At 53.2% G+C, this 21,923-nt stretch carries 19 protein-coding genes; 5 read left to right on the forward strand and 14 right to left on the reverse strand.

Going from position 1 to position 21,923, the window contains the following annotated elements; all coding sequences use genetic code 11:
- Positions 1-21 precede the first annotated feature (21 nt).
- Positions 22-147, forward strand: a complete 126-nt coding sequence (locus tag JJQ72_RS07445) for a paeninodin family lasso peptide (RefSeq protein ID WP_208203253.1) — start codon at positions 22-24, stop codon at positions 145-147.
- 117 nt (positions 148-264) lie between these two features.
- On the forward strand, positions 265-1,200 hold the full coding sequence (locus JJQ72_RS07450; RefSeq protein ID WP_208203324.1) for an aldolase: 936 nt from the start codon (positions 265-267) through the stop codon (positions 1,198-1,200).
- A gap of 73 nt (positions 1,201-1,273) precedes the next feature.
- Here the strand turns inward: JJQ72_RS07450 and JJQ72_RS07455 are convergent, their stop codons facing one another.
- Together JJQ72_RS07455 and JJQ72_RS07460 are read right to left on the reverse strand one after the other, a co-directional pair.
- A complete protein-coding gene (locus JJQ72_RS07455) occupies positions 1,274-2,290 on the reverse strand; it encodes an LCP family glycopolymer transferase (RefSeq protein WP_208203254.1) in 1,017 nt (338 codons plus the stop codon).
- A 160-nt stretch (positions 2,291-2,450) separates the two neighbouring features.
- The gene (locus tag JJQ72_RS07460) at positions 2,451-2,888 is read right to left on the reverse strand and encodes a hypothetical protein (RefSeq protein ID WP_138226864.1); all 438 of its coding nucleotides are present in this window, start codon (positions 2,886-2,888) and stop codon (positions 2,451-2,453) included.
- A gap of 239 nt (positions 2,889-3,127) precedes the next feature.
- On the opposite strand from JJQ72_RS07460, the gene JJQ72_RS07465 reads away from it, so the two are divergent.
- A complete protein-coding gene (locus JJQ72_RS07465; RefSeq protein ID WP_138226865.1) occupies positions 3,128-3,496 on the forward strand; it encodes a helix-turn-helix domain-containing protein in 369 nt (122 codons plus the stop codon).
- A gap of 75 nt (positions 3,497-3,571) precedes the next feature.
- Here JJQ72_RS07465 and JJQ72_RS07470 read toward each other — a convergent pair whose 3' ends face one another.
- The 4 genes from JJQ72_RS07470 to JJQ72_RS07485 form a co-directional block, all read right to left on the reverse strand.
- A complete protein-coding gene (locus tag JJQ72_RS07470; protein WP_175415346.1) occupies positions 3,572-3,721 on the reverse strand; it encodes a hypothetical protein in 150 nt (49 codons plus the stop codon).
- A gap of 386 nt (positions 3,722-4,107) precedes the next feature.
- On the reverse strand, positions 4,108-8,706 hold the full coding sequence (gene gltB / locus JJQ72_RS07475; RefSeq protein ID WP_208203255.1) for a glutamate synthase large subunit: 4,599 nt from the start codon (positions 8,704-8,706) through the stop codon (positions 4,108-4,110).
- A 340-nt stretch (positions 8,707-9,046) separates the two neighbouring features.
- Complete coding sequence (locus tag JJQ72_RS07480; protein WP_347880729.1) at positions 9,047-11,308, reverse strand: YhgE/Pip family protein; 2,262 nt, start codon at positions 11,306-11,308, stop codon at positions 9,047-9,049.
- A gap of 117 nt (positions 11,309-11,425) precedes the next feature.
- Entirely contained in the window at positions 11,426-12,019 is a 594-nt protein-coding gene (locus JJQ72_RS07485; RefSeq protein ID WP_138226868.1) for a TetR/AcrR family transcriptional regulator, read from the reverse strand.
- 271 nt (positions 12,020-12,290) lie between these two features.
- Between JJQ72_RS07485 and JJQ72_RS07490 the strand changes: the two genes are divergently transcribed.
- Positions 12,291-13,457 (forward strand): MGDG synthase family glycosyltransferase, encoded by a 1,167-nt coding sequence (locus JJQ72_RS07490; protein ID WP_208203256.1) that lies wholly within the window; start codon positions 12,291-12,293, stop codon positions 13,455-13,457.
- Between the two features lie 109 nt (positions 13,458-13,566).
- Here JJQ72_RS07490 and JJQ72_RS07495 read toward each other — a convergent pair whose 3' ends face one another.
- The 3 genes from JJQ72_RS07495 to thpR form a co-directional block, all read right to left on the reverse strand.
- A complete protein-coding gene (locus JJQ72_RS07495; RefSeq protein ID WP_208203257.1) occupies positions 13,567-14,250 on the reverse strand; it encodes a metal-dependent hydrolase in 684 nt (227 codons plus the stop codon).
- 39 nt (positions 14,251-14,289) lie between these two features.
- Positions 14,290-15,288 carry a cell wall hydrolase gene (locus JJQ72_RS07500; RefSeq protein WP_208203258.1) on the reverse strand — a complete coding sequence of 333 codons (999 nt, stop codon included), beginning with the start codon at positions 15,286-15,288 and terminating at the stop codon, positions 14,290-14,292.
- A gap of 113 nt (positions 15,289-15,401) precedes the next feature.
- On the reverse strand, positions 15,402-15,974 hold the full coding sequence (gene thpR / locus JJQ72_RS07505) for an RNA 2',3'-cyclic phosphodiesterase (RefSeq protein ID WP_208203259.1): 573 nt from the start codon (positions 15,972-15,974) through the stop codon (positions 15,402-15,404).
- Positions 15,975-16,374: 400 nt separating this feature from the next.
- Here thpR and JJQ72_RS07510 point away from each other — a divergent pair, with 400 nt between their 5' ends.
- Positions 16,375-17,328, forward strand: coding sequence for a D-2-hydroxyacid dehydrogenase (locus JJQ72_RS07510; protein WP_138226873.1), 954 nt, complete (start codon positions 16,375-16,377; stop codon positions 17,326-17,328).
- Between the two features lie 67 nt (positions 17,329-17,395).
- On the opposite strand, the gene JJQ72_RS07515 is transcribed toward JJQ72_RS07510, so the two are convergent.
- The 5 genes from JJQ72_RS07515 to JJQ72_RS07535 all read right to left on the reverse strand — a co-directional run bounded on the left by JJQ72_RS07515 (position 17,396) and on the right by JJQ72_RS07535 (position 21,730).
- Entirely contained in the window at positions 17,396-18,361 is a 966-nt protein-coding gene (locus JJQ72_RS07515) for a TRM11 family SAM-dependent methyltransferase (protein ID WP_243895934.1), read from the reverse strand.
- Positions 18,362-18,363: 2 nt separating this feature from the next.
- A complete protein-coding gene (locus JJQ72_RS07520) occupies positions 18,364-19,293 on the reverse strand; it encodes an MsnO8 family LLM class oxidoreductase (protein WP_208203261.1) in 930 nt (309 codons plus the stop codon).
- A 35-nt stretch (positions 19,294-19,328) separates the two neighbouring features.
- Positions 19,329-20,750, reverse strand: a complete 1,422-nt coding sequence (locus JJQ72_RS07525; protein ID WP_208203262.1) for a deoxyguanosinetriphosphate triphosphohydrolase family protein — start codon at positions 20,748-20,750, stop codon at positions 19,329-19,331.
- A 95-nt stretch (positions 20,751-20,845) separates the two neighbouring features.
- The gene (locus JJQ72_RS07530) at positions 20,846-21,028 is read right to left on the reverse strand and encodes a YvrJ family protein (protein WP_138226877.1); all 183 of its coding nucleotides are present in this window, start codon (positions 21,026-21,028) and stop codon (positions 20,846-20,848) included.
- A gap of 210 nt (positions 21,029-21,238) precedes the next feature.
- Entirely contained in the window at positions 21,239-21,730 is a 492-nt protein-coding gene (locus tag JJQ72_RS07535; RefSeq protein ID WP_208203263.1) for an ArpU family phage packaging/lysis transcriptional regulator, read from the reverse strand.
- Positions 21,731-21,923: the final 193 nt, after the last annotated feature.

Below are 21,923 nucleotides of genomic sequence, written 5' to 3' on the forward strand. Positions count from 1 at the left end.
GCTTGAAAGGAGGTGAATGCGATGAAAAAAGAATGGAATGCTCCTACATTGGAAGTGCTTGATATGAACATGACGATGGCAGGCCCAGGCGATGTCCGTCCGGACGCTCTTCAACCGGACCCGGACGAAATGGTACATTTTAGCTAATGCTGTACACATGCACAAAACAGCCCCTGTACCGCTTCCTCCGGGTATTCGGGCTGTTTCTCTTCTTACTTAATAGAAGGAGTGAGTGAATTGTCTCAAGAACTACATTCCATCCCGATGTACAAAGCATTTGGCTTGCACATACAGAGTGAAATTCACTTTCCGGAATTGCCGACTCTCCCTCCTGCTTCAATCCAGGCACCACATTCTTCTGAGCCGATCGATCTTTACATTGGCTATGCGGACCTTGCCAGCCAGTGGGCTTCTTACTCCCCAACGGGTGCTTATATCAACACGCCGGACACCTATATGCTGCGCATCGAAGGCCTGGCTCTGTTCGCGTGCAAGAACGGAAACCGGATGGAGGCTTCTCCTGAGCCGGGAGCGGACCCGGATCAGCTGCGCCTGTACCTGCTGGGCACCTGTATGGGAGCGATCCTGCTCCAGCGTAAAATCCTCCCCCTTCATGGCAGCGCTATTGAAATCGACGGCAGAGCGTACGCCATTGTCGGCCATTCCGGACATGGAAAATCGACGCTCGCCTCAGCGCTGCTGCAGCAAGGTTATCGCCTGCTCACCGATGATGTGATCCCCGTCAGCAGGGATGCTAACGGCACCTTTCAGGTTACCCCCGCTTATCCGCAGCAGAAGCTATGGCAGGAAAGCCTGGATGTCTTCGGAATGAGCACCTCGGAATATCGTCCGCTGTTTGAGCGTGAGACTAAATTTGCTGTGCCGGTCACGTCCTCCTTCGTTCAGGACACCCTGCCGCTGGCCGGAATATTTGAGTTAGTCAAGGCAGACTGCAAAGACCTGATGCTTCAGGAAACAAGCCGGCTGGAACGGCTGTCCTTGCTATCAAGGCACACCTACCGCAGCTCCCTCCTTGAAGGATGCGGCCTGACCGCTTGGCATTTTGACATCACTGCGCGTCTGGCCTCCCAGGTAGATCTGTACCGCGTCTGGCGTCCTATAGACCAGCAAACGATACACTCCCTGCGCGAACTGGTGCTGGACAGAGCCCGCAGCGTCTCCGCAGCGTTCTCCCAATGATCCCGGTCCTCTTCTCTCCACAGCCAAAGAGAACATCCAGGAGATATCCCGGATGTTCTCTTTGGCTGTGCTGCTATTGCGGTGGCTGCATATGCTCCACTAGGATGGACCGGATTCGCTGGCGTTCCTTCGCTTCCACGATATAGTACCAGATTCCGCCGATGGTCGCGCCGGAGCCCTGAATTTCGATTTGTTTTGTGCCGTGCAGGTTCTTGCGGTATTTCGTCATCAGAATCTTCATTTCCTCAAAGGTGATGTCGGTCCTCACACTGCTCCCGATCCCCTCCAGCAGCTCATTCAAGCTGAATACCGTAGACATCTGCAAGGACTTCTGAAGCACGCCGTCAACAATCTGCCGCTGCCGCGTGTTCCGACCGAGATCGCCCCGAGGATCCTCAAATCTCATCCGGGAATACGCCAATGCCTGATCACCCGTAAGCTCAATACTGCCCTGTGTAAAATGGTAACCCCCATAATCAAACGCCATCGTATTCTGAACGCGGACTCCTCCCAGCGTGTCAATGATCCGGGCGAAGCCCTCCATATTAACCTTCACATAAAAATGGACCGGTACCTGCAGGAACGATTCTACTGTGCGGACAGACATATCCACGCCGCCAAAAGCGTAAGCATGATTAATTTTGTCCACCGTTCCGTGGCCGGCAATCGCGGTTCTTGTATCGCGGGGGATGTTAAACATCAGGATGGATTCCCTGGCCGGGTTCACGGACAGCAGAATCATCGCATCCGAGCGTCCACGGTCATGCTCACGCTCATCCACTCCCATAACGAGTACGGTGAACGGCTCCTTCTGATCCAGATTAGCCTGGATCGCCGGAACACTTTCTCCAGCCCTAATCGAAATCGCTTCCTTGTCAATGACAGCAGCCATATCCGATTGCGTGGCCTTCGGCTTGTTCCCCTTAGAGACCGGCTCCGTCTGAAGCACCGTTGGGGGCAAAGGTGTACGTTCTTCAAACATCTCATCCGCTGTTTTTTTCACCGAATGATACATACTGTACGCATAAATCCCGGTCCCAAGCAGCAAAGCTCCCAGAACCAGGGTGGTGATTTTCATGATTTTCCTCAAATGGGGTTGACTCCTTCCATCCCTTCCATGACCCGATTCATATGTTTCTAGTCACAATTTGACAAAAGCAAATGTACTTTTCTGCGTAAATAGAACACGTATTTAAGTTAAAAGAACTAATGACCTACCTGCGCAAGTATAGTAAAATATATGTATTCTTTTATTTGCGGGGATACAGTGAAGCTCCAGACCTCCGCTCCCGCCGGGAATGCCCAAATAACGGGCTTTGATAATGATGAATACGCCGATCCACAGAGTACCGTGACATCATTCGATTTAGCATGCCGGTAATCCGGAGCTTTTGCGTTTCATCCGCCTGCAGCTTGACGATGTAGAGCATTCGGCTCTCCCACGGCTTACTCCCTGCAATCTCCCCTTGCAGCAGGAGACGGTCTCTGGAGTCCATAAGCTCATAGATCAGCTGGACGCGATCCGATTGAGGAATTTCCCATTCACACAGAAATAGCAGCTGCTGCGGACTGATTTCCAGCACAGTTACCTCGTGGAAACGCCCGGATATAGGAAGTGTGCCGATGGCGGCAAGCTGTATTCGAACAGATGGGCCATATTGAATGCCCGAGAACATGGAACTATCCATAATACCCCTTCTTCTTTCGAGATTTCTGGTATAGGACATTCAGATCATGGATACAATGATACCAAATGTTTCAAGAAGATACGTTTCGTATCTAATTTCTATTTCCATATTACGATACATATTGTATCTAGTCAATACGCTTCCTTAGGATTTACGGGCAGTATATCCATTTATTTCATGGGTACTTTTTTATTGTTAATATAAAGGTGTGATTGTTAGCTACCGGAGGAGGACCATTCATGAACTACGGAGAAAGGATTGCAGCATTGCGGGAGCAGAGGGGCTGGACGCAGGAGGAGCTCGCAACTTCGATCGGCATCACCCGTGCTGCATTATCCCACTACGAGAAGAACCGGCGCAAGCCGGATTTCGAAACCTTGACCGGACTGGCAGACCGCTTCAATGTGTCGATTGATTATCTCATTGGACGGACCGGCAACGAGAAGATGGTTATGGAGCCGGATGTCAGACAATTTGTGGATGAGCTGGAGCTATCGGATGAGGACCTGTTGAATCGGTTCCACTTAACTGTAGATGGCCGCAAGCTGAGCGAAGAGGAAGCCCGGCGTTTCATTGCCTTCGTTCGGATGGAGCGCTCGATGAAATAACAAATCCCCGGATCGGTTTATAGGTCCGGGGATTCTTTCCACGCTGCGGCGGCTCGTAAACCACCCTCTTCGCTGCTATTCGTCTTCTTGAAGCGCAAGATGCTGCTTCCATTTGTCGGGATGGATTCCCATTTGGCTCATAATGGCATGAATGTCCAAGCTCTTTGGCTCCTGGTTCGGCTGCGGATTATTGATCCGCGTTCCGGTTTCTCTCTCCTTATTCATCCGCTACTTACCTCTTCCTTCCTTGTCTATTCTCTCCATCCCCCGGTATGATTACATCGCGTGCCACCCCTAACTTACTTACCAATATTATAATGGACCAAGCCTTGAGATGCTGTCGTCTCATGGAGGCTTGCCCATAAATTTTAGCTTCTAATTTTGTCGAATACTCAGCACATTTTACTATCCAATACTGAATTGTTAGATTTAGGCTGGATTTTGAGTAGCGTGGTTTGTCATTATGCAAGCAGCAGGCCTTTATACCCAAATTTATGTAAACCTTTTCATTTAAGACCTCGATGTGTTCATGACATGTTATTAAAAAAGAACGGGACGCTCCGTAAGGAGACGTCCCGTTCTCATGTCTGATCCTCTATGCTGCTTGTGATTTAGGCACCGCCAGTGCGCGCCAGCTCTCGCATATTCGCTTCGAAAGCGGCCAGCAGGGCAGCATCCCCGGTCAAGCCTTGATCCTGGACCTTCTGAATCTGCTCCAGCATCCGCTTGTAATCCTTCGGTATTACCTTCACGAACTTAGACAGTGACTGCTCCCAGTCTCCCAGAAGCTCCTGCGCTACACTGCTGTCCGTGTACATGGAATGCCGCTGAAGCATCGAGAACAGAATTTCAGACTCCTCTGCATCCTCTACGCGCTCCAGAAGCACCATTTCGCGATTGCAGCGATCCATAAAGTTTCCTTCCGGATCGTACACATAGGCTGTACCTCCGGACATCCCGGCTGCAAAGTTCCGGCCCGTCTCGCCCAGTACGGCTACACGTCCGCCGGTCATATACTCACAGCCGTGATCGCCTACGCCTTCAACGACAATGCTGGCTCCGGAATTCCGAACCGCAAAGCGTTCACCGGCAATCCCGCGGATATATGCTTCACCGCTCGTTGCTCCGTAAAATGCCGTGTTGCCGGCAATGATGTTCTCTTCCGGTACAAAGGTCGCCTGCGGGGAAGGCTTCACAATAATCTTTCCTCCCGACAAGCCTTTGCCGATGTAGTCATTGCTGTCGCCCTCTACTGTCAGCGTCATGCCCTTCGGTACAAAGGCGCCAAAGCTTTGGCCTGCAGAGCCTTCGAAGGTAAACTGAATCGTATCATCCGGCAATCCGGCAGCGCCATACTTGCGAGTGACCTCGCTGCCGACAATTGTACCTGCAGCACGATCTACGTTCGTAATGTGATACCTGCCTTCTACAGCTGTGCCAGCTTGAATTGCAGGCTCCGCTTGCCCCAGCAGAACGCGCATATCCAGCGTTTCTTCCAGACCGTGGTTCTGGTGCTGAGTACGGTAGCGCGTGCTCTCTTCGTTCAGCTCCGGCGTATAGAGAAGCGCGGAAATGTTGACGCCTTTCTTCTTCCAGTGGCTGTCTACATTGACGGAATCCAGGCAATCCGTGCGTCCGATCATTTCATCAACGGTGCGGAAGCCCAGCTCAGCCATCTGCTCCCGCATATCCTCTGCCACAAACTTCATAAAGTTCACAACATGCGCCGGATCTCCGGTGAAGTTCTTGCGCAGCTCAGGATTCTGGGTAGCGACGCCGACCGGACAAGTATCCATTTGACATACACGCATCATGATACAGCCGATCGCCACCAGTGGAGCTGTGGAGAAGCCATATTGCTCCGCGCCCAGCAGCGCCGCAATGATCAAGTCACGGCCGTTCAGCATCTTGCCGTCCGTCTCCAGAACGACGCGGTCCCGAAGGTTGTTCATCATCAGCGTCTGATGCGTTTCGGCAAGGCCCAGCTCCCAAGGCATCCCGGCATGACGGATGGAGCCCTGTGGTGAAGCACCGGTACCCCCATCGTAGCCGCTGACCAGAATAATATCTGCACGTCCTTTGGCAACGCCTGCGGCAATCGTGCCCACACCGACCTCGGAAACGAGCTTGACGTTAATGTCCGCACGAGGATTACTGTTCTTCAGATCGTAGATCAGCTCAGCCAGATCCTCAATGGAATAAATATCATGGTGAGGCGGAGGCGAGATCAGGCCGACGCCCGGCGTGGAGCCGCGAACCTCTGCGACCCAAGGATACACCTTACGTCCCGGCAGCTGGCCTCCCTCACCCGGCTTGGCACCCTGCGCCATCTTGATTTGAATTTCATCCGCGTTCACCAGGTAGTTCGAGGTTACACCGAAGCGTCCTGAGGCTACCTGCTTGATGGCGCTGCGGCGGGAATCACCGTTCTCATCCAGTGTGTAACGCGCCGGATCCTCGCCGCCTTCACCGGTATTGCTTCGTCCACCGATCCGGTTCATCCCGATTGCAAGGCTCTCATGCGCCTCTTTACTGATAGAACCGAAGGACATCGCGCCCGTCTTGAAGCGCTTCATGATGTTCTCCAGCGGCTCGACCTCATCCAGAGGCACTGGCTTGCCTCCCGGCTTGATCTGAAGCAGAGCGCGGAGCGTCATATGGCTCTCGTTCTCACCTTGTACCAGCTCTGCGTACTGCTTATATACCTTGTAATCACCGGTGCGTACAGCTTGCTGCAGCAGGTGAATCGTTCTTGGATTGAACAGATGCTCTTCTCCGCCGTTTCTCCACTGATACTCACCTACAGAATCCAGCGCCTTATCGTTGCCGTCTTTGTCTGTAAAGGCACGCTCATGGTGTGCCAGAGCCTCGGCAGCCACTTCTTCAAGGCCGATGCCTCCGATCCGGGAAGGTGTCCAGGTGAAGTACTGATCCACGAACTCGGACTTTAATCCGACCGCTTCAAAGATTTGAGCACCGCGATAAGACTGAATCGTGGAAATCCCCATCTTGGAGAGCACCTTCACGACGCCCTTGCTGGCAGCCTTGATGAAGTTCTTGACGGCCTTCTCGTGAGAAATACCGCGAAGCATCTTCTCTTGAATCATATCATCCAGAGTCTCGAACGCCAGATAAGGGTTGACGGCACTTACGCCATAGCCCAGCAAGAGCGCAAAATGATGCACCTCGCGAGGCTCGCCCGATTCCAGCAGAATGCTGACCCGGGTACGGGTGCCTTGGCGAATCAGATGGTGATGCAGGGTCGATACGGCGAGCAGTGAAGGAATCGCTGCGTTCTCGCGATCAACACCGCGGTCAGACAGAATCAGAATGTTGTGGCCCTTCTTGATTACGCGGTCAGCCGCTTCACACAGGCCATCCAGCGCCTTGCGCAGCCCTTCCGCGCCGTCTGCAGCGGTAAAGAAAATCGGAATGGTCATCGACTTGAAGCCTGGACGATGCACGTGACGGATTTTTGCAAAATCCTCGTTCGAGAGAATTGGAGAATCCAGACGGATATGACGGCAGCTCTCCGGCTCCGGCTGCAGCAGGTTCCGCTCCGGCCCGATGGTCGTAGCCGTAGAAGTGACCAGCTCCTCCCGAATCGCATCAATCGGCGGGTTGGTTACTTGGGCAAACATCTGTTTAAAATAATTAAACAGGCGCTGCGGGCGGTCGGACAATACAGCCAGCGGAGCGTCATAGCCCATAGAAGCAATCGCCTCGGCTCCGGTCAGCGCCATGGGCTCCAGCACCTTGCGCAGCTCTTCATACGTGAAGCCGAAGGATTGCTGCAGCTGACGTACATTTTCGTGCTTCGGATTTGGAAGCTCCGGTGCTTCAGGAAGATCTGAAAGCTCAACGAGATGCTCCTTCAGCCAATCACCGTAAGGGAGCTCGGAAGCAATCTTTGCCTTTACTTCTTCATCAGAAATAATGCGACCTTCCTGGGTATCAACGACCAGCATACGGCCTGGGCGCAGACGGTCCTTGCGCAGCACGTTCTCGGCAGGGATGTCCAGAACTCCTGCCTCGGAGGACAGTACAATCAGGTCATCCTTCGTCACATAATAACGGGATGGACGAAGACCGTTACGGTCCAGTGTCGCGGCGATCTGAACGCCGTCTGTAAATGCCATCGCGGCCGGGCCGTCCCACGGCTCCATCAGCGTGCTGTGATATTCATAGAACGATTTCTTCGTCGTGTCCATGCTCTCATGATTGTTCCAAGGCTCCGGCACCATCATCATCGCTACGTGCGGCAGGGAGCGTCCGCTCAAATACAGAAACTCGAAGGTGTTATCGAACATGCCTGTATCCGAGCCGTCCGGGTTAATGACAGGCTTGATCTTCTCCAGGTCGCTGCCGAACACTTCACTCTCAAACAGGGATTGACGGGCATGCATCCAGTTCACGTTGCCGCGAAGCGTATTAATCTCACCATTGTGGATCATAAAGCGGTATGGATGCGCGCGCTCCCAGCTTGGAAACGTATTGGTACTGAAACGGGAGTGCACGAGTGCAATCGCCGAGGTCAGGGAAGGATTTTGCAGATCCAGATAGAATTGGCCGACCTGAACTGTCGTCAGCATGCCTTTATATACAATCTTGCGGCAGGAAAGGCTGGATACATAGAAGGTATCGCCTTCCGGCACATTGCTGTAGCGGATCGCCAGCTCAGCGCGTCTGCGGATTACATACAGCTTGCGTTCGAAATCAAGGTCGTTCTGAATATCTTCACTGCGTCCAATAAACACCTGGCGGACGTAAGGCTTCGCTGCCTTCGCCGTCTTGCCAAGCATCTCGTCATCCGTCGGGACATCGCGGAAGCCGAGCAGAGTCTGTCCTTCTTCAGCAATGATGCCGGCAAGCTTCTGCTCATGCACTTCGCGAACGGCTGCATCATGGGAAAGGAACAGCATCCCGGCGCCGTACTGGCCTGCCTCTGGAAGCTCAAATCCCAGGCGCGCTGCTTCTTCAGCGAAGAAGCTGTGCGGAATCTGCATCATAATGCCCGCTCCGTCACCGGAATTCGGCTCACTGCCTTGTCCGCCGCGATGCTCCATATTGCCCAGCATTGTCAGCGCCTGGCTGACGATGCTATGTGAAGGGCTGCCCTTGATATGTGCGACAAAACCCATGCCGCAGGCGTCTTTCTCAAACTGCGGATCATATAACCCTTGTTTCTTCGGGAATTCGGTATGTTTCATAGTAAGCAACCTTTCCTGTTACAAAATAAAATAAAGCCGAAAAATGGGTCCTCCAAGACAAACCGGCCATTTCTCCTGCTTGGTGATCAATATTTGCATGACAATGACATTTTGTGCAAAATAATAAGAAGGAGCCTTCATCCATTAACATCAGAAGTTAGATTAGTGTTATTATTTTAGCATTCCCTTAATATCAGCGCAATTCAAACTTTTTATAATTTCGATAACTTTTGCTTTTGTGACCGTTCTCAAGCCAACTTACTTGATTGCTTATGTATAATAATGCAAAAAAACCACCAAAAAAGACATTCCGCATTTTTCAGCGAAATGTCTTTTTTTGTCACTGCACGGCGGTTATTGCCGGAGCGGGGTTGACTCTCTTCTTGTATTGATTCGTTAGGAAATACACGGCCGTCAGCACCAGGCACCCGCCGCCAAAGGCGGACAGAACCAAGGTATTGCTCCAGATCACGCTCACATCACCGGTAGAGATTACAGCCTTGAAGCCCGCTACACTGTACGTCATCGGAAGCAGCGGATTAAACAACCTCATCCAATCGGGAATCAGCTCCAGCGGGAACGTGCCTGCGCTTGTCGTAAGCTGTAGAATCAGGATGACTATGGCAACAAAGCGTCCCGGCAAATCGAGCCAAGTTACCAGCGCTTGAATCAGCAGCATATACGACAGACTCGTGATGATCGCAAACCCATAGAACATGGGTACGTTCTGGACCTCCAGATCCAGGCCGTAAATCAGAAGCAGCACGGCCAGCAGCGCCTGAATGACTCCCATAGCTGCAAAGGAAAGCGTCCGGCTCACGAGTCGGCTCAAGCCGCCAGCCCCAGGCACCGAAGACTCCACCACCGGCATCACAATGGAAGTAATCAGTGCACCGACAAACAATCCCAGCGACAGGAAGTACGGCGCAAACCCGGTCCCGTAGTTGGGCACCTCGTTTACTTTCTGCTCCTCCACCTCAACGGGTCCCGCAAACATCGTATACGTGCTGTCTGTTGCCTGAACCGCACCTGCCTGCTCCGCGGCTTCATTCAGTCTGGCTGCGAGTGTGCCGGAGCCGGATGTCAAGGAATTCATTCCGCTGACCAGTTCACCTGCACCGGCATCCAGCTCCTTCGAGCCGTCCGCGAGACGCCCGACCCCGCTGCCCAGCTTATCCGCGCCTTCGCTAAGCGCCAGCGTGCCCTGCTTCAGGCTGGCGGCGCCATCTGCGAGCTCAAGGCTGCCCTGTGCAGCCTCGCCCAGCTTGCTGCCAAACTGCTTCATGCCCGCCGACAGCTGTTCTTGCCCCGCCGTCAGCGATTTGGCACCCGCAAGGAGCTGTTCACTGCCGCCGGACAGCTCCTTGCTGCCCTGTAGCAGCTCTTCTGCGCCGGTGTTCAATCTGCCTGCTCCCTCGCTCAGCTCGGCAGTCCCCACCTTCAGCTTCGCGGCGCCGGCCCGCAGCTGCTCCTGGCTCTCACTCATTGATGCAGTGCCGGCTGCGAGCTCCTGGCTTGCTGCCAGCAGCTGCTGCAGTTCTGGCAGCGCAGCCAGCTGCTCATTGCTTTCAGACAGCTGCTGTAAGCCCCCGGCCAGCGCTTCGGCCCCTTCCTGCAGAGCCATAGCACCTTCCTGTGATTGCGCAAGGCCGTTCTCCAGGCTTTCTGCTCCGTTTGCGGCGCTCTGTGCTCCTGCCTGCAGCGCTGCAGCCCCATCGCGGCTGGCTTCCAGCCCTGCAGTCAATTCCCGGCTGCCGCTGGCTGCTCTTTCAATGCCGGCAGCCAGCTGAGTGCCGCCGCCGGCAGCGTCCTCTGCACCTGCCTGCAGCTCCTTCTGAGCCGCAAGCAGCTGGGACAAGCCTGATGCCAGCGCCTTCGCGCCCCCGTCCAGTGAGCTCGTGCCAGCCGCTATCTCCTGAACGCCCTGTGCCAGTGGAGCGACTCCGGAGCGAAGCTCCTCTGTACCGCTCACCAGCTTGCTCAGATTGTCTTTCAGCTTGAGAGCTCCTTCGTCCAGCTTCACCGCACCGTCTGACAGCTCAGAGGCACCCTGACCTGCCTCGCTCAGTCCGCCTGCCAAGGCGTGGACCTGCTGAAATAACGTCTCGGTATAAGCCTCTGTCACTTTTGCAGACACACTGGACTGAATCTGCTTGACCGCACTTCCACCGATCTGACCTGCGAGAAAGTTATAGCCCTCGTTCGGCTCAAAGATCAGCTTCGCCGGCTGCGGCTGCTCATCCAGTACAGTTGTCGCCTGCTTCGAGAACTGCTCTGGAATCACAATCGTCATGTAGTATTCATTATTTATCATCCCAGTCTCCGCTTCTTCACGGCTGACAAACTGCCAGTTGAAGTCACCGCCCTTCTTCAGCTCGGCAACAAGGTCCTCCCCAACGGTCAGTGTCTTCCCCTCGAATTCTGCACCCAGGTCATCATTGACGACGGCCACGGGCAGCTGCTCCATTTTTCCATACGGATCCCAGAAGGCTCCTAAGAACATCCCGCTGTACATAATCGGAATAAACAGGACGGCAATGAGTGGAATCAGCAACTTCCGATTACGCAGAGCCGCTCCCACATCCTTGAAAAACACATTCACTCTTCTCCATCTCCTCTTAATACAATATGACTATTTTGTTCATTTGGTCATTCCTGAGCAAAAAAATAAGACATTCCACCTGGGACGCCCTTCACCTTGGCAAAGCGGGTCCCTCCGTTATATCCGGCCGGATCCCGCATCCTTTAGTCCCTGCTCCATAAACAGCATCATATATTGCTTCACGTCATTCTTGGCCAGCGGCTCTCTCAAGCCATTAAAATTTCCTGCCAGAGACGTATACAGCTTCAGCATCACAAAGGCTATAACCTGAGAATCGCAAGGCTTGATCTCCTGCTGCTCAATCGCGTTCTCCACCACGCCTTGAATATACGATACAATTCCGTTCTCTACCTTGGACAAGCCATAGCCTGCCTTAGCGGTACCTAGATCCCGTTTCTCCTGCCCCAGCTTTATAAACAGCGAATGCTCATCCCGGAAATCCAGGAGCGCATCCAGCACGTCATACAGATTATCGAAGAAATGTCGGTCCTTACGGATCGTTCGCTCCGCGATCTTCTTCATCTCCAGCATGACCGAAAGCAGAATCTCTTCAAACAGCTCTTCTTTATTCGCAAAAAAAGTATAGATCGTCCCTTTGCCTACATTCGCAATCCGGGCTACCTGATCCATGGTTGTCGCCTTGTATCCAAAGCGCGCGAACGATTCGGCCGCGGCATCCAGGATCAGTTGACGGCGGTCTACAGCTGCCATATATCCATCCCCCTCCTTCGTGTATTATAATAGAAGAAACTTGTCCGGAATCGATAAATTGACTATAATTCAATTCTGGTCATTCAGTCATTCCAGTGTAGCAAATTCATCGCTGAAGCGCAATAGCTGCCATAGGCTTGGATTTTACAAAAATAAACGGAAAACATCCGCAGCTACAGCGTATATACTAGTAATGTCCTTTTTTGCGAAGTCACTCTTCAAAAATCCAATCCGTTTTTGTAAGATAGAGGAAGAAAGAAGTGGTGAAAACATGCGAAAAACAAGAGTGCTTCTCTTTTCAGAAGGCTTCGGCACAGGACATACCCAAGCGGCGTATGCATTGGCAGAAGGCCTCAAGAGAAAGAATCCGCATATTCAGTGCCGGGTCATTGAGCTTGGCAATTTCCTGAATCCGACAGTAGGCCCGCTGATTCTTTCTGCTTATCGCAAGACGGTAAGCGTCCGGCCCCGGCTTGTAGGCATGCTGTACCGTTCACAATACAAGAAATCGCTGAACAAGCTGACCCGGCTCGCACTGCACCGGATTTTTTATGCGCAGGCTTCCCAGGTCATTCAGCAGCTCAAGCCGGACCTGATTATATGCACCCATCCTTTTCCCAATGCCGTGGTATCCCGGCTCAAGCGTCAAGGACTGCACGTTCCTTTATACACGCTGATTACTGATTATGATGCGCATGGAACCTGGGTAAATCCCGAGGTTAATGAATACCTGGTGTCCACGCCGCAGGTGAAGAAGCTGTTGATGCGCAGATCGATCTTATCGCAGTACATACATGTAACCGGCATTCCGGTCCATCCGAAGTTCTGGGATCCTGAGCCTCCCGAGGCTCTCCGGACGGAGCTGGGGTTCAAGAATATGCCAACGATCCTGATCATGGGCGGCGGCTGGGGGCTGATGTTCAATAAGGAGCTGCTCAGCAAGCTGGCATCGAGAGCTGACGATATTCAGCTGATCTTTTGCATGGGACAGAACGACAAGCTCGTCGCCGAGATGAAGCACAATCCGTTGTTCCGCCATCCGCACATTCATGTGCTGGGATACCGCAAGGATATCCACAAGCTGATGGGCGCCTCGGACCTGCTCATTACAAAGCCCGGGGGCATGACGTGCACGGAAGGAGCCGCCAAGGGCATTCCGATGCTCTTCTACGAGCCGATTCCGGGTCAAGAGGAGGAGAACTGTCACTTTTTTGTGAGTGAGGGGCTTGGTGAGGTACTGGATCAGCCTGCGGTGCTGGATAAATGGCTGCAGCTGCTATCCTGCCGCTATGAGGACGTTCTGCAGTACCGCCGCCGCATGATGGACGGGGTTTCCCCGCATCTTATGCCTGATCACTGTGTGAATCAAGTGCTCTCCATGCTGAACCGCGAAACCGTGGCCATTCCCCATGGCGTTCAGGTGCTCGTGGATCAATAGTCTATCTGCCATCATTCAATAGTACTGTGCATCCTATACAAAAGGCTGGGCCCGCATGAGTAGCGGGTCCAGCCTTTTTGTGCGATTAGATATGAGGTTGTCTATAAGACTATATCTCCAGACTTTGTCCGGATGTCAGCGGATAGCCTTCGATGCCGGACTGCTTCAGCCGGTTACAGAAGTCCTGTCCATCCTGCTCAATGCCCGGAAAGGTGTTATAGTGTACCGGGATGACCCGTGGTGTGCGCAGCCATTGCGCTGCCAGCAGGGCATCCTGCGGTCCCATCGTGAGCGCATCTCCGATCGGCAGTGCCGCGCAGGCTATGGAATTCATCTCGCCAATCATCCGCAGATCACTGAATAGCGCGGTATCCCCGGCATGATAAAAGGTATGTCCTCCCATGGTGAGCAGCACGCCGGCCGGCTGTCCTGCATATACCCAGGAGTCTCCGTCCGATACGGATGAAGAGTGCAGCGCACTCGTCAGCTTAACCTCAAAGCCGTCATATTTGCGGGCCCCGCCAATATTGAGTCCATCGGCTTGAACCCCTTTTTTGCTGCAAAATACAGCAAGCTCATACACTGCAATAATCGGGCAGTTGTTTCTCCTGGCAAGATCGATGCAATCGCCAAAGTGATCATCATGGCCATGAGTCAGAATGACCGCATCCACTTCAATATTTTCCGGGGACACGCCACTTGAAGGATTGCCGGACAGAAAAGGATCTATAATCACCCTCGTCGCCTCATGCTCAACCAGCGTGCAGGAATGACCGTAATACGTTATTTTCACAGGGTTAGCACCTCCTGCTGTTACATTACCCGAAGGAGGCTATTTGTAAAAAGAATGATTTCCGATTTTTTTCGCAAAGGTTCTGGAATGATGCACCGTCAGGTCTTGAGCTAACGTTAAGGACAGGAAAAAATACGTATCATCGCTGACCGCCTTCTCGCCATGAAGTGCAGCATGCACCGCTTTAATCGTCTCTTCGCTCGGTTTTACCCGGTCCATACGTCCGTTCGCAACGGGACTGAACTGATGCTTCTGGTAAATCACATTTCTAATCGTATCGGGAAAATTGGCTGACCGCAGCCGGTTCAGGACAACATTGGCAACTGCCACTTTGCCTTCGTACGGTTCGCCTTCCGCCTCTGCCATAACAATCTTTTGGAGCAGAAGCAGCTCTTCAGCTGACAAAGCGTATTCCCAGGTAGCGTGCTGCTTCTCATTCTGGGTTAACGTCTTCGTTCTTGTGAAGAATAAAGTTGTGGGGGGGTGTAGGCTGTTCGCCTTGGCATTAACGGCATGAGTCCCCTCTGTGTTCTTCGGCTTCGCCTGGGCCTTAGGTGCTGAATCTTCTGTGCTCTCATCAACGGGCTTGGCTGTGCTTTTCGAATGCTGGCTCGCAGTTGCTTTCTCTTTAGCCTGAGCTTCTTCCTTGTCGGATTCGCTCTCCTGCTGCCGGGGTTCCGGAATAGACAATGCCTTGTCTGGCTCCGGCTTCCAGCCTTGAAGCTGGCTTGAATAATGAAATGCCGGTAGTTGAAACGGTTGGTTCTCATTCGGGCTTGAATGTTGAATCGGTGCTGCATTTGGCTTGACTGCCTGTATCGCTGTGCTGCTTGTTAACTCGGTACTCTGTCGGCTTGCTTCGCCTGGTTGCTGTGCCGAGGCCGCAGATGGCTTGCCGTTCACCAGGGAAGGCTTGCTCTTCTCTGTCTGTTCTGCGGATGTCTGCATTCCCAGCAGGCTTATTAAAGACAAGCTCACTAAAAGCGCTCCGACCAGCAGAGCGATGAAGCGATTTTGCCTAAACATTGAAATATCCATGTTCTTCCTCCTATAAGTCGGCACATTCCCTCTCTATGTAACCAGAAATTCAGGAGTTGAAAACACCCATTCTCGCAAAAATAAAAAGTTTGAGCGCGCTTCCTCCTGAGAGATCAGCCTGAAAAAGCAGCTCGTTCCTGAACTTCGTACATAGGGCTGGCACCCATCACGGTCCGATACAGCACCAGAGCGTCCGCCGTGAAGCGAACACGCTCTGGTCCCTGCTCCAGGCAGGGGATGGGAATGCGGCCGTCTATAAATTTTCTGGCAGCGGTAATATGAGGCCGGTAAGGGCGTTCCTCCGGCTTTAAGCCGAGGGCTGCCATACTGGCGGTCACCCGCTGCTGCAAAACCTGCAGCTCCTTCAGATCTCCGTCCACGCCTGTCCACATGACTCGCGGCGAAGCAGCCAGCCCGAACACCCCGCCCTTGCCGAGCGTAAGTGAAAAAGGCTTCTGTATCGCTGCAACGCTGGACAGGCTAGACACCACGGAGGCCGTCATCTCCGGATCCAGATCTCCAAGAAACTGAAGAGTAATATGATAATCCTGCGGGTGCACCCATTTGCGGAAGGACAGATGCTCCTTCAGCTCCTGAGTCCATTGAAGCATAGCGCCGGCTGCTTCCCGGGGCAGCGGCAGAGCGACAAACAAACGCATGACCGAGCTTCGGTCGGCTGCATTCATGCCATAACCTTCTTTCCTTTGTGGTTTGATTGCACCCTTACAGGATGTGCATTTCCCGCACTAAGTTCTACATGATACCATAAAATCTGAAAAAGGGAATGCAAAAAACTCCCAGCACGCCTGAAACGGCGTCGATTCAGCCTCTTCAGCTGCGTATATTTCATCAGCTTTGAATCCTGTTGTCAAGTCAGTGAGGCAGGATTATGGTCATCCTCCATCCCCTTCATGTAAGCGCTATACTCCTTGCCAGATCCCGATTTTAAGGGGTGCACCTGTTCCCCTATAGCAGACCCGGTCACTGATGCTGGATGTTTCCCGACATGCATCACTGGTTTAATTCTGATAAAATATTGAACGACCTGGTACTTTTTTCATTCATCTGAAGGAGGAGACCCCATTCATGCCGAAAATTGTTGCATTACACAAGCTTTCCCAGGAAGAACAGAACCGGATCACCGAGGCAGCGCAAGGCTATGAGCTCGTTGTCGGGAAGTATAAGGAGCTTCCATCCGGAACGGTATCCTCTGCGGATATTGTGCTGGGCTGGACCAAGGATGCTCAGGAGGAAGCCTTGCAGGAGAACAGCCGCGTTCGCTGGATCCAGGTTTGGTCCGCCGGTGTCGATAAGCTTCCGTTACAGGACTTCAAAGCCCGGGGCATCCAGCTTACGAATGCCAGTGGTGTGCACAGTATTCCGATTACCGAGCATATTTTCTCGCTGATGCTGGCCTTCAACCGGAATCTTCACCGCGCGATTGAAGGACAAAGCAGCCATCAATGGATCAAAGGCGGAGATTTTCGCGAGCTGTCCGGCAAAACCGCTGTCATCATCGGTGTCGGTCACATCGGAAGTGCTGCGGCGAAGGCAGCGCAAGCCTTTGGAATGAGAACGATTGGCGTCCGCCGCTCTGGCAAGCCTGACCCTTATATTGATGACATGATGACCACAGACAAGCTGAATGATGCCCTTGCGCAAGGAGATTACTGCATTAACATTTTGCCGCTCACGGACGAAACGAAGGGTTTGTTCAATAAAGACCGATTTGCTGCCATGAAGAAAGGAGCTTTCTTCGTCAACGTGGGCCGCGGACCTAGTGTAGTTACCTCCGCCCTTGTCGAAGCGCTGCAATCCGGACATCTGGCCGGCGCCGGACTGGATGTGTTCGAGGAGGAGCCGCTTCCAGCGGACCACCCGCTGTGGGATATGCAGCAGGTCATTATGACCCCGCATACGGCCGGTGATACGGTTCATTATAACGAACGGATTATGGATATATTTATAGACAATCTGAAGGCTTATGCAGATGAAAAGCCCTTGCCGCGCAACGTCATTGATTATGAGCGGGCGTACTAAGAGCTGTCAGCAGCTTCAATATAGATAGCAATAATCCCGGCAGTGTGACTGCCGGGATTTGCTATGTTTACATACTCTGGCACAGCCATATATCCCGCGTAAAGGTACCCTTGCGCGTCTGTACATGTCTCAGCACGGTCCAGCCGGTGTCTGCAAGGAGCGTCTCCAGCGGCTCGGGCGCTACGATTACGGCCCGGCCCGTCAGGCGGCGCAGCGACCTGAGCATCTGTATTTTCTCTTCCTCCGGAAGCACTGAGCAGACGTTGTACGGCAGATCCAGCACAGCTGCATCATAGCGGCCGCTGCGGTCATTCATATCCTGAATTCGTACACAGTCCTCGCCATACCCGTAATGCCGCAGATTGACTCTCGCACCCTGCACAGCAAGCGGATTTAAGTCGCCGCCTTCTGCTCTGAGCCCCATTGAGAGCGCCTCAATGAGCACATTGCCCATGCCGCAGCAGGGGTCAAGGAACGTCGTTCCCTCTAGCCGGGGTACTGCAATATTGACGAGTGCCCGCGCGGTCCGCGAGCTGAGGCCTGTCGAATAATTGTGCGGCTTGGAGGTATGCTCCAGCCACTGCCGCGGAGGCAGGTGCAGCTCACCGAGCAGCCATTTCCCTCCCGTGGCGGCCAGGCCGAAGGTGACATCCGGCGACTTCATTCGGGCCTGTCCCTGAATACAAGCGCCGATGCTCCTTTCCCGTGTTCGCTGCTCTTCATAGCTGCAGGCATCGCTTTCTTTCAGGTAGACGACCTTGAAGGTCATCTCCTCCGGCAGAGAGAGGCTAGCTGCCTGAAGCGCCAGCTCCTCGACCGTTGAAGCGGCAAACCAGACATCCAGCCGCGCTGTCAGAAACGGACTCCGGTCCGGGTTTACAGCTCTTTCACTGAATAGCAGGCCCCGGCTGGACGGTGCAGGCGATGATTTCGGCGTAACAGAGAAAGATCCTAGCAGCTCTGACAGCTCCAGCGCGCACAACGCCTGCTCGGATTCATGGGCAGCATAGGTGTAAAGATATGCATCCATCATGCTCATCCCTGCCGCATCACCTGAGACAGCAGGCGGTAAGAGCTCAGGCGCTGTTCATAGCTGCCCAGCGGCGGCGTAAAGATCATAAATTCACTGCAGCCGTAGTACTCTGCCATCAGCAGCAGCCGTGAATGTACCTTGTCCGGCGTGCCCGTAATGACCCGCCGCTCTTTCTCTCCTTCTTCCATAGGAAATCCGGGCATTACGACCTGCTCCGCCAAGGCCTCGGCTTCCCCCGGTACCGCGGCACAAATCACACTCACAGCAACCATAGCTGCCGGTGACGGCTGCAGCGGCGATACTGTGAAGCTCTCCCGGTATTGTGCCAATATTTCTTTGCCGTCCTTCTCACTCATAAACTGACCGAACACATAACCTGTCCCGTGCTCAGCCGCCAGGGCAGCACTCTTGGTGTTCGTACCCAGCATCCAGAGTGCCGGCTGGATCTTGGGCACCGGCTTAGCGGTTACCGCAGCTCCCTCATACGTATAAGCATCCTGAAGCAGCTCGCTCAGCGCCTTCACCCGATCACGCATCTCTGCCACATGCGAGAGGTAATTGCCGCTCAGTGCCATCGAAGCATGGGCGGAGCCTCCGGGAGCCCGCCCGATGCCCAGATCTACCCGATCCGGGAACAGTGCTGCCAGCATGCGGAAATTCTCCGCTACCTTGAGCGGACTGTAATGCGGGAGCAGCACCGCTCCTGATCCCAGGCGAATCTGCTTCGTAGCCGCGCCAATTCGCGCCAGCAGCACCTCCGGCGAAGCGCAGGACAGCTGATCCATATCATGATGCTCTGCCGCCCAGTAACGATGATATCCCCAGTGCTCCGCCTCCTGTGCAAGTGTTACAGTATGCTGCAAGGCTTCTTCAAAGCTTGATTCCCCGGTGTGCGGAACGAGATCAAGCACGCTTAATGACAGCTGTTGCATGTGAACCCCCTCCTGATGACGTCTCTTGCCGTTCATTAATCCAGGTCATAGATAGAGCCGACCTTTAATCCAAACAGCTCGTTATAGATTTTCTCTGCGAAGGCGTCCGTCATGCCTGCAATATAATCAATGACCATATGCTCCCAGGTCCAGATCGGCTGTGACCGCTTCTGATCCTCTTCATAGCGCTGGAGCCAGTCCGAGGGAATAATGGCTTTGGACGATTCCGGATCGAGAAACGCGCCCCATAGGCGCCGGATGATCCACTCGCTGCGCTTTTGCAGCCGCTGGACGCGAAGGTCGCGGATCATTGTCACCCAGGCGAAGCTTTTGAGCACACTGACCGTTCTCAGCATATCCTCGTCCTCCGCGCCCTCCTTCACGAACGTCACCTTTTTCCAATCTCCATCCGGAATGACGCCCAGGCTCCCGACAAACAGGCTGACCCAATACGCCTTCACCTCGCGCCGGGTGCGGGAATAATCATGCTGACACATGGGCAGCTTCTCATTCCAGACACGCTGGAAGTCATCCAGCACCTGTGCTACCTTCGGGCCGATGCTCTCCGGCTGCCAGCCGCTCCAGAAATCATCCTCCAGTGTCGTAATCTTCTCCACAATGAGCCGGTTCAGATGTCCGTCTCTCAAAAAATGCTCATGCACCTCAATCTTGCCCGCTTTAATTCCATCCTCCAGATCATGCGCGGAATACGCGATGTCATCGCAAAGATCCATCAGCTGCGCTTCCAGCGTCCGCTTCTTGTCCGGAATTTCCCAGGCCTGCCGAATCTGTGAAATATACTCCCACTCATGGCGGTACATGCCCTTGGGCTTCTCCAGCCCGGAAAAAGGATACTTGTTCACGCCCAGCAGCACGGCATCAGAGAGGTTCAAGCCGTTAACATCCTCTCGTTTCTCCAGAAACATCATCAGACGGAAATTATGTGCATTGCCTTCAAAATGCTCATATTTCTCCCGCATCAGCCGCTTCACCCGCAGCGCCTCTGCGGGGTCCGGAATGCCCGGCTGCTTCGCCAGCTCCTGCTCCGTCTTCCGGTCCACCAGCTTATCCAAAATATCCTGAAGCACCTCCTCGCCCTTATGGCCAAACGGAGGATGCCCGAAATCATGTGCGATCGCCGCGCACTCTACAACCTCGGGATCGATGATCAGACCGGCACTCTCTGCCGACTTAGGCAGCACCTCCGGGTAAGAGCGAAGCAGGCTGCGCGAGGCCTCCCTTGCAATCTGCGCCACCTCCAGGGAATGCGTCAAGCGCGTGCGGTAGTAATCTCCCGTGCCGGCCCCGAATACCTGCGATTTGCCCTGCAGCCGCCGAAAGGTCGGCGAATGAATCAGGCGGGAATAGTCCCGCTCATAAGCGGCCCGGGTTACGTCCTGCTTCGTCTGCTCCGGATATTGCCGATGCTCCCGCAGAGATTTCAATATATGCTCCATACTGTTCCACTCCTGTAACCAGTCTCTCTGTCTTGTGTTCTAATTATATGTTATTCCTGACGGTATTGAAAAAGGATGTCAGGTATTTTTGGAGTTTACTTCTTTCCATGAGATGCATTCCGATCATCCCGAAGTTCTTTTTGCAGCTCCAGAACAGCATGGTTTAATGCTTCAAGCTTCTTCTCAACACGCAGCAGCAAGAATCCGGCTACTACAATTGGAAATCCCAGGTTTGAAACCACAGAGCTCATCAGTGTAATCCAAGAAGAATCCTGCATGCATCACTCGCCTCCTTTCCTTTATCGACGTTGTGTCGTAACACTGAGTACACCTATTCCTTGAAATGAGATATCGCCTCCGCTTGCTACAAATATTGTACCTTCTTCAGGATATATCGCTGACGATCCAAGGAAGAACCTCGGACGAATCTCGGGACAAAAAAAGCAGGAACACACGTTCTTATTTAGCGGTGCTTGTCCCGTTGTATATTAGCTCATAGCTCTGCCATTTCCCTTCGCCTTGCTCCCCTTACGCAGCTTCTCCAAGTGAAGCATTCCCCGATCTGCAAACGCAAGAGCGAGCTTGTAAAAAGCGCGGCTGCGGATTTTGGCATACGTATCCTTGCTGACGGGCGGCTCCAGCATGTGATTGTACACCTTGTAATCGTAAACGTCGTCCTGCTTCAAATACCGCTCTCGAATCAGCCGCTGCTCCCGTTCACTCAGCCGTTCTACCATGAGATCAATCGTATCGCAATACTGCTTCCTCGCGGCAGGAACATCCATGTTCGTATTCTCTGCCTGCGCAGTCTGCTCTGAGGTTCCATTGGTGGGACCATGAGATCTGTCACCGTATAAAGCGGTCAGATCGGTTTCCCGGGCTTCAAAGGTGATGGTTTTATAAATGCGGTATTTTTCAAACAAGGCTTCAATGGCCTGCTGGGTCTTGCGGCGATCCAATTCCGGTAAATGGTGATTCATGCTTCTCACTCCTTAAAAAAATGTAGTGCGGGCTCAAAGGCTCTTCCATTTATCGAAGTCCCTGTTCCCATTTTGTTCGTATTTAAGATCAATATACCACTATTTGGTGTTTGTCGTAAAACAGGAATGCGTGACCCTTTTTGAATGCTGCTTAAGATATGCTCTTGTTTCCTTGCCTTTTGGCAACGATACG

The organism is Paenibacillus sp. F411, from assembly GCF_017582705.1.
GTDB lineage: Bacteria > Bacillota > Bacilli > Paenibacillales > Paenibacillaceae > Paenibacillus_AQ > Paenibacillus_AQ algicola.

Coding starts and splice junctions, on each gene's coding strand:
- JJQ72_RS07445 (WP_208203253.1), top strand. CDS start 22: ATGAAAAAAGAATGGAATGCTCCTACATTGGAAGTGCTTGATATGAAC.
- JJQ72_RS07450 (WP_208203324.1), top strand. CDS start 265: ATGTACAAAGCATTTGGCTTGCACATACAGAGTGAAATTCACTTTCCG.
- JJQ72_RS07460 (WP_138226864.1), bottom strand. CDS start 2,888: ATGGATAGTTCCATGTTCTCGGGCATTCAATATGGCCCATCTGTTCGA.
- JJQ72_RS07465 (WP_138226865.1), top strand. CDS start 3,128: ATGAACTACGGAGAAAGGATTGCAGCATTGCGGGAGCAGAGGGGCTGG.
- JJQ72_RS07470 (WP_175415346.1), bottom strand. CDS start 3,721: ATGAATAAGGAGAGAGAAACCGGAACGCGGATCAATAATCCGCAGCCG.
- gltB (WP_208203255.1), bottom strand. CDS start 8,706: ATGAAACATACCGAATTCCCGAAGAAACAAGGGTTATATGATCCGCAG.
- JJQ72_RS07485 (WP_138226868.1), bottom strand. CDS start 12,019: ATGGCAGCTGTAGACCGCCGTCAACTGATCCTGGATGCCGCGGCCGAA.
- JJQ72_RS07490 (WP_208203256.1), top strand. CDS start 12,291: ATGCGAAAAACAAGAGTGCTTCTCTTTTCAGAAGGCTTCGGCACAGGA.
- JJQ72_RS07500 (WP_208203258.1), bottom strand. CDS start 15,288: ATGGATATTTCAATGTTTAGGCAAAATCGCTTCATCGCTCTGCTGGTC.
- thpR (WP_208203259.1), bottom strand. CDS start 15,974: ATGAATGCAGCCGACCGAAGCTCGGTCATGCGTTTGTTTGTCGCTCTG.
- JJQ72_RS07510 (WP_138226873.1), top strand. CDS start 16,375: ATGCCGAAAATTGTTGCATTACACAAGCTTTCCCAGGAAGAACAGAAC.
- JJQ72_RS07515 (WP_243895934.1), bottom strand. CDS start 18,361: ATGATGGATGCATATCTTTACACCTATGCTGCCCATGAATCCGAGCAG.
- JJQ72_RS07520 (WP_208203261.1), bottom strand. CDS start 19,293: ATGCAACAGCTGTCATTAAGCGTGCTTGATCTCGTTCCGCACACCGGG.
- JJQ72_RS07525 (WP_208203262.1), bottom strand. CDS start 20,750: ATGGAGCATATATTGAAATCTCTGCGGGAGCATCGGCAATATCCGGAG.
- JJQ72_RS07530 (WP_138226877.1), bottom strand. CDS start 21,028: ATGCAGGATTCTTCTTGGATTACACTGATGAGCTCTGTGGTTTCAAAC.
- JJQ72_RS07535 (WP_208203263.1), bottom strand. CDS start 21,730: ATGAATCACCATTTACCGGAATTGGATCGCCGCAAGACCCAGCAGGCC.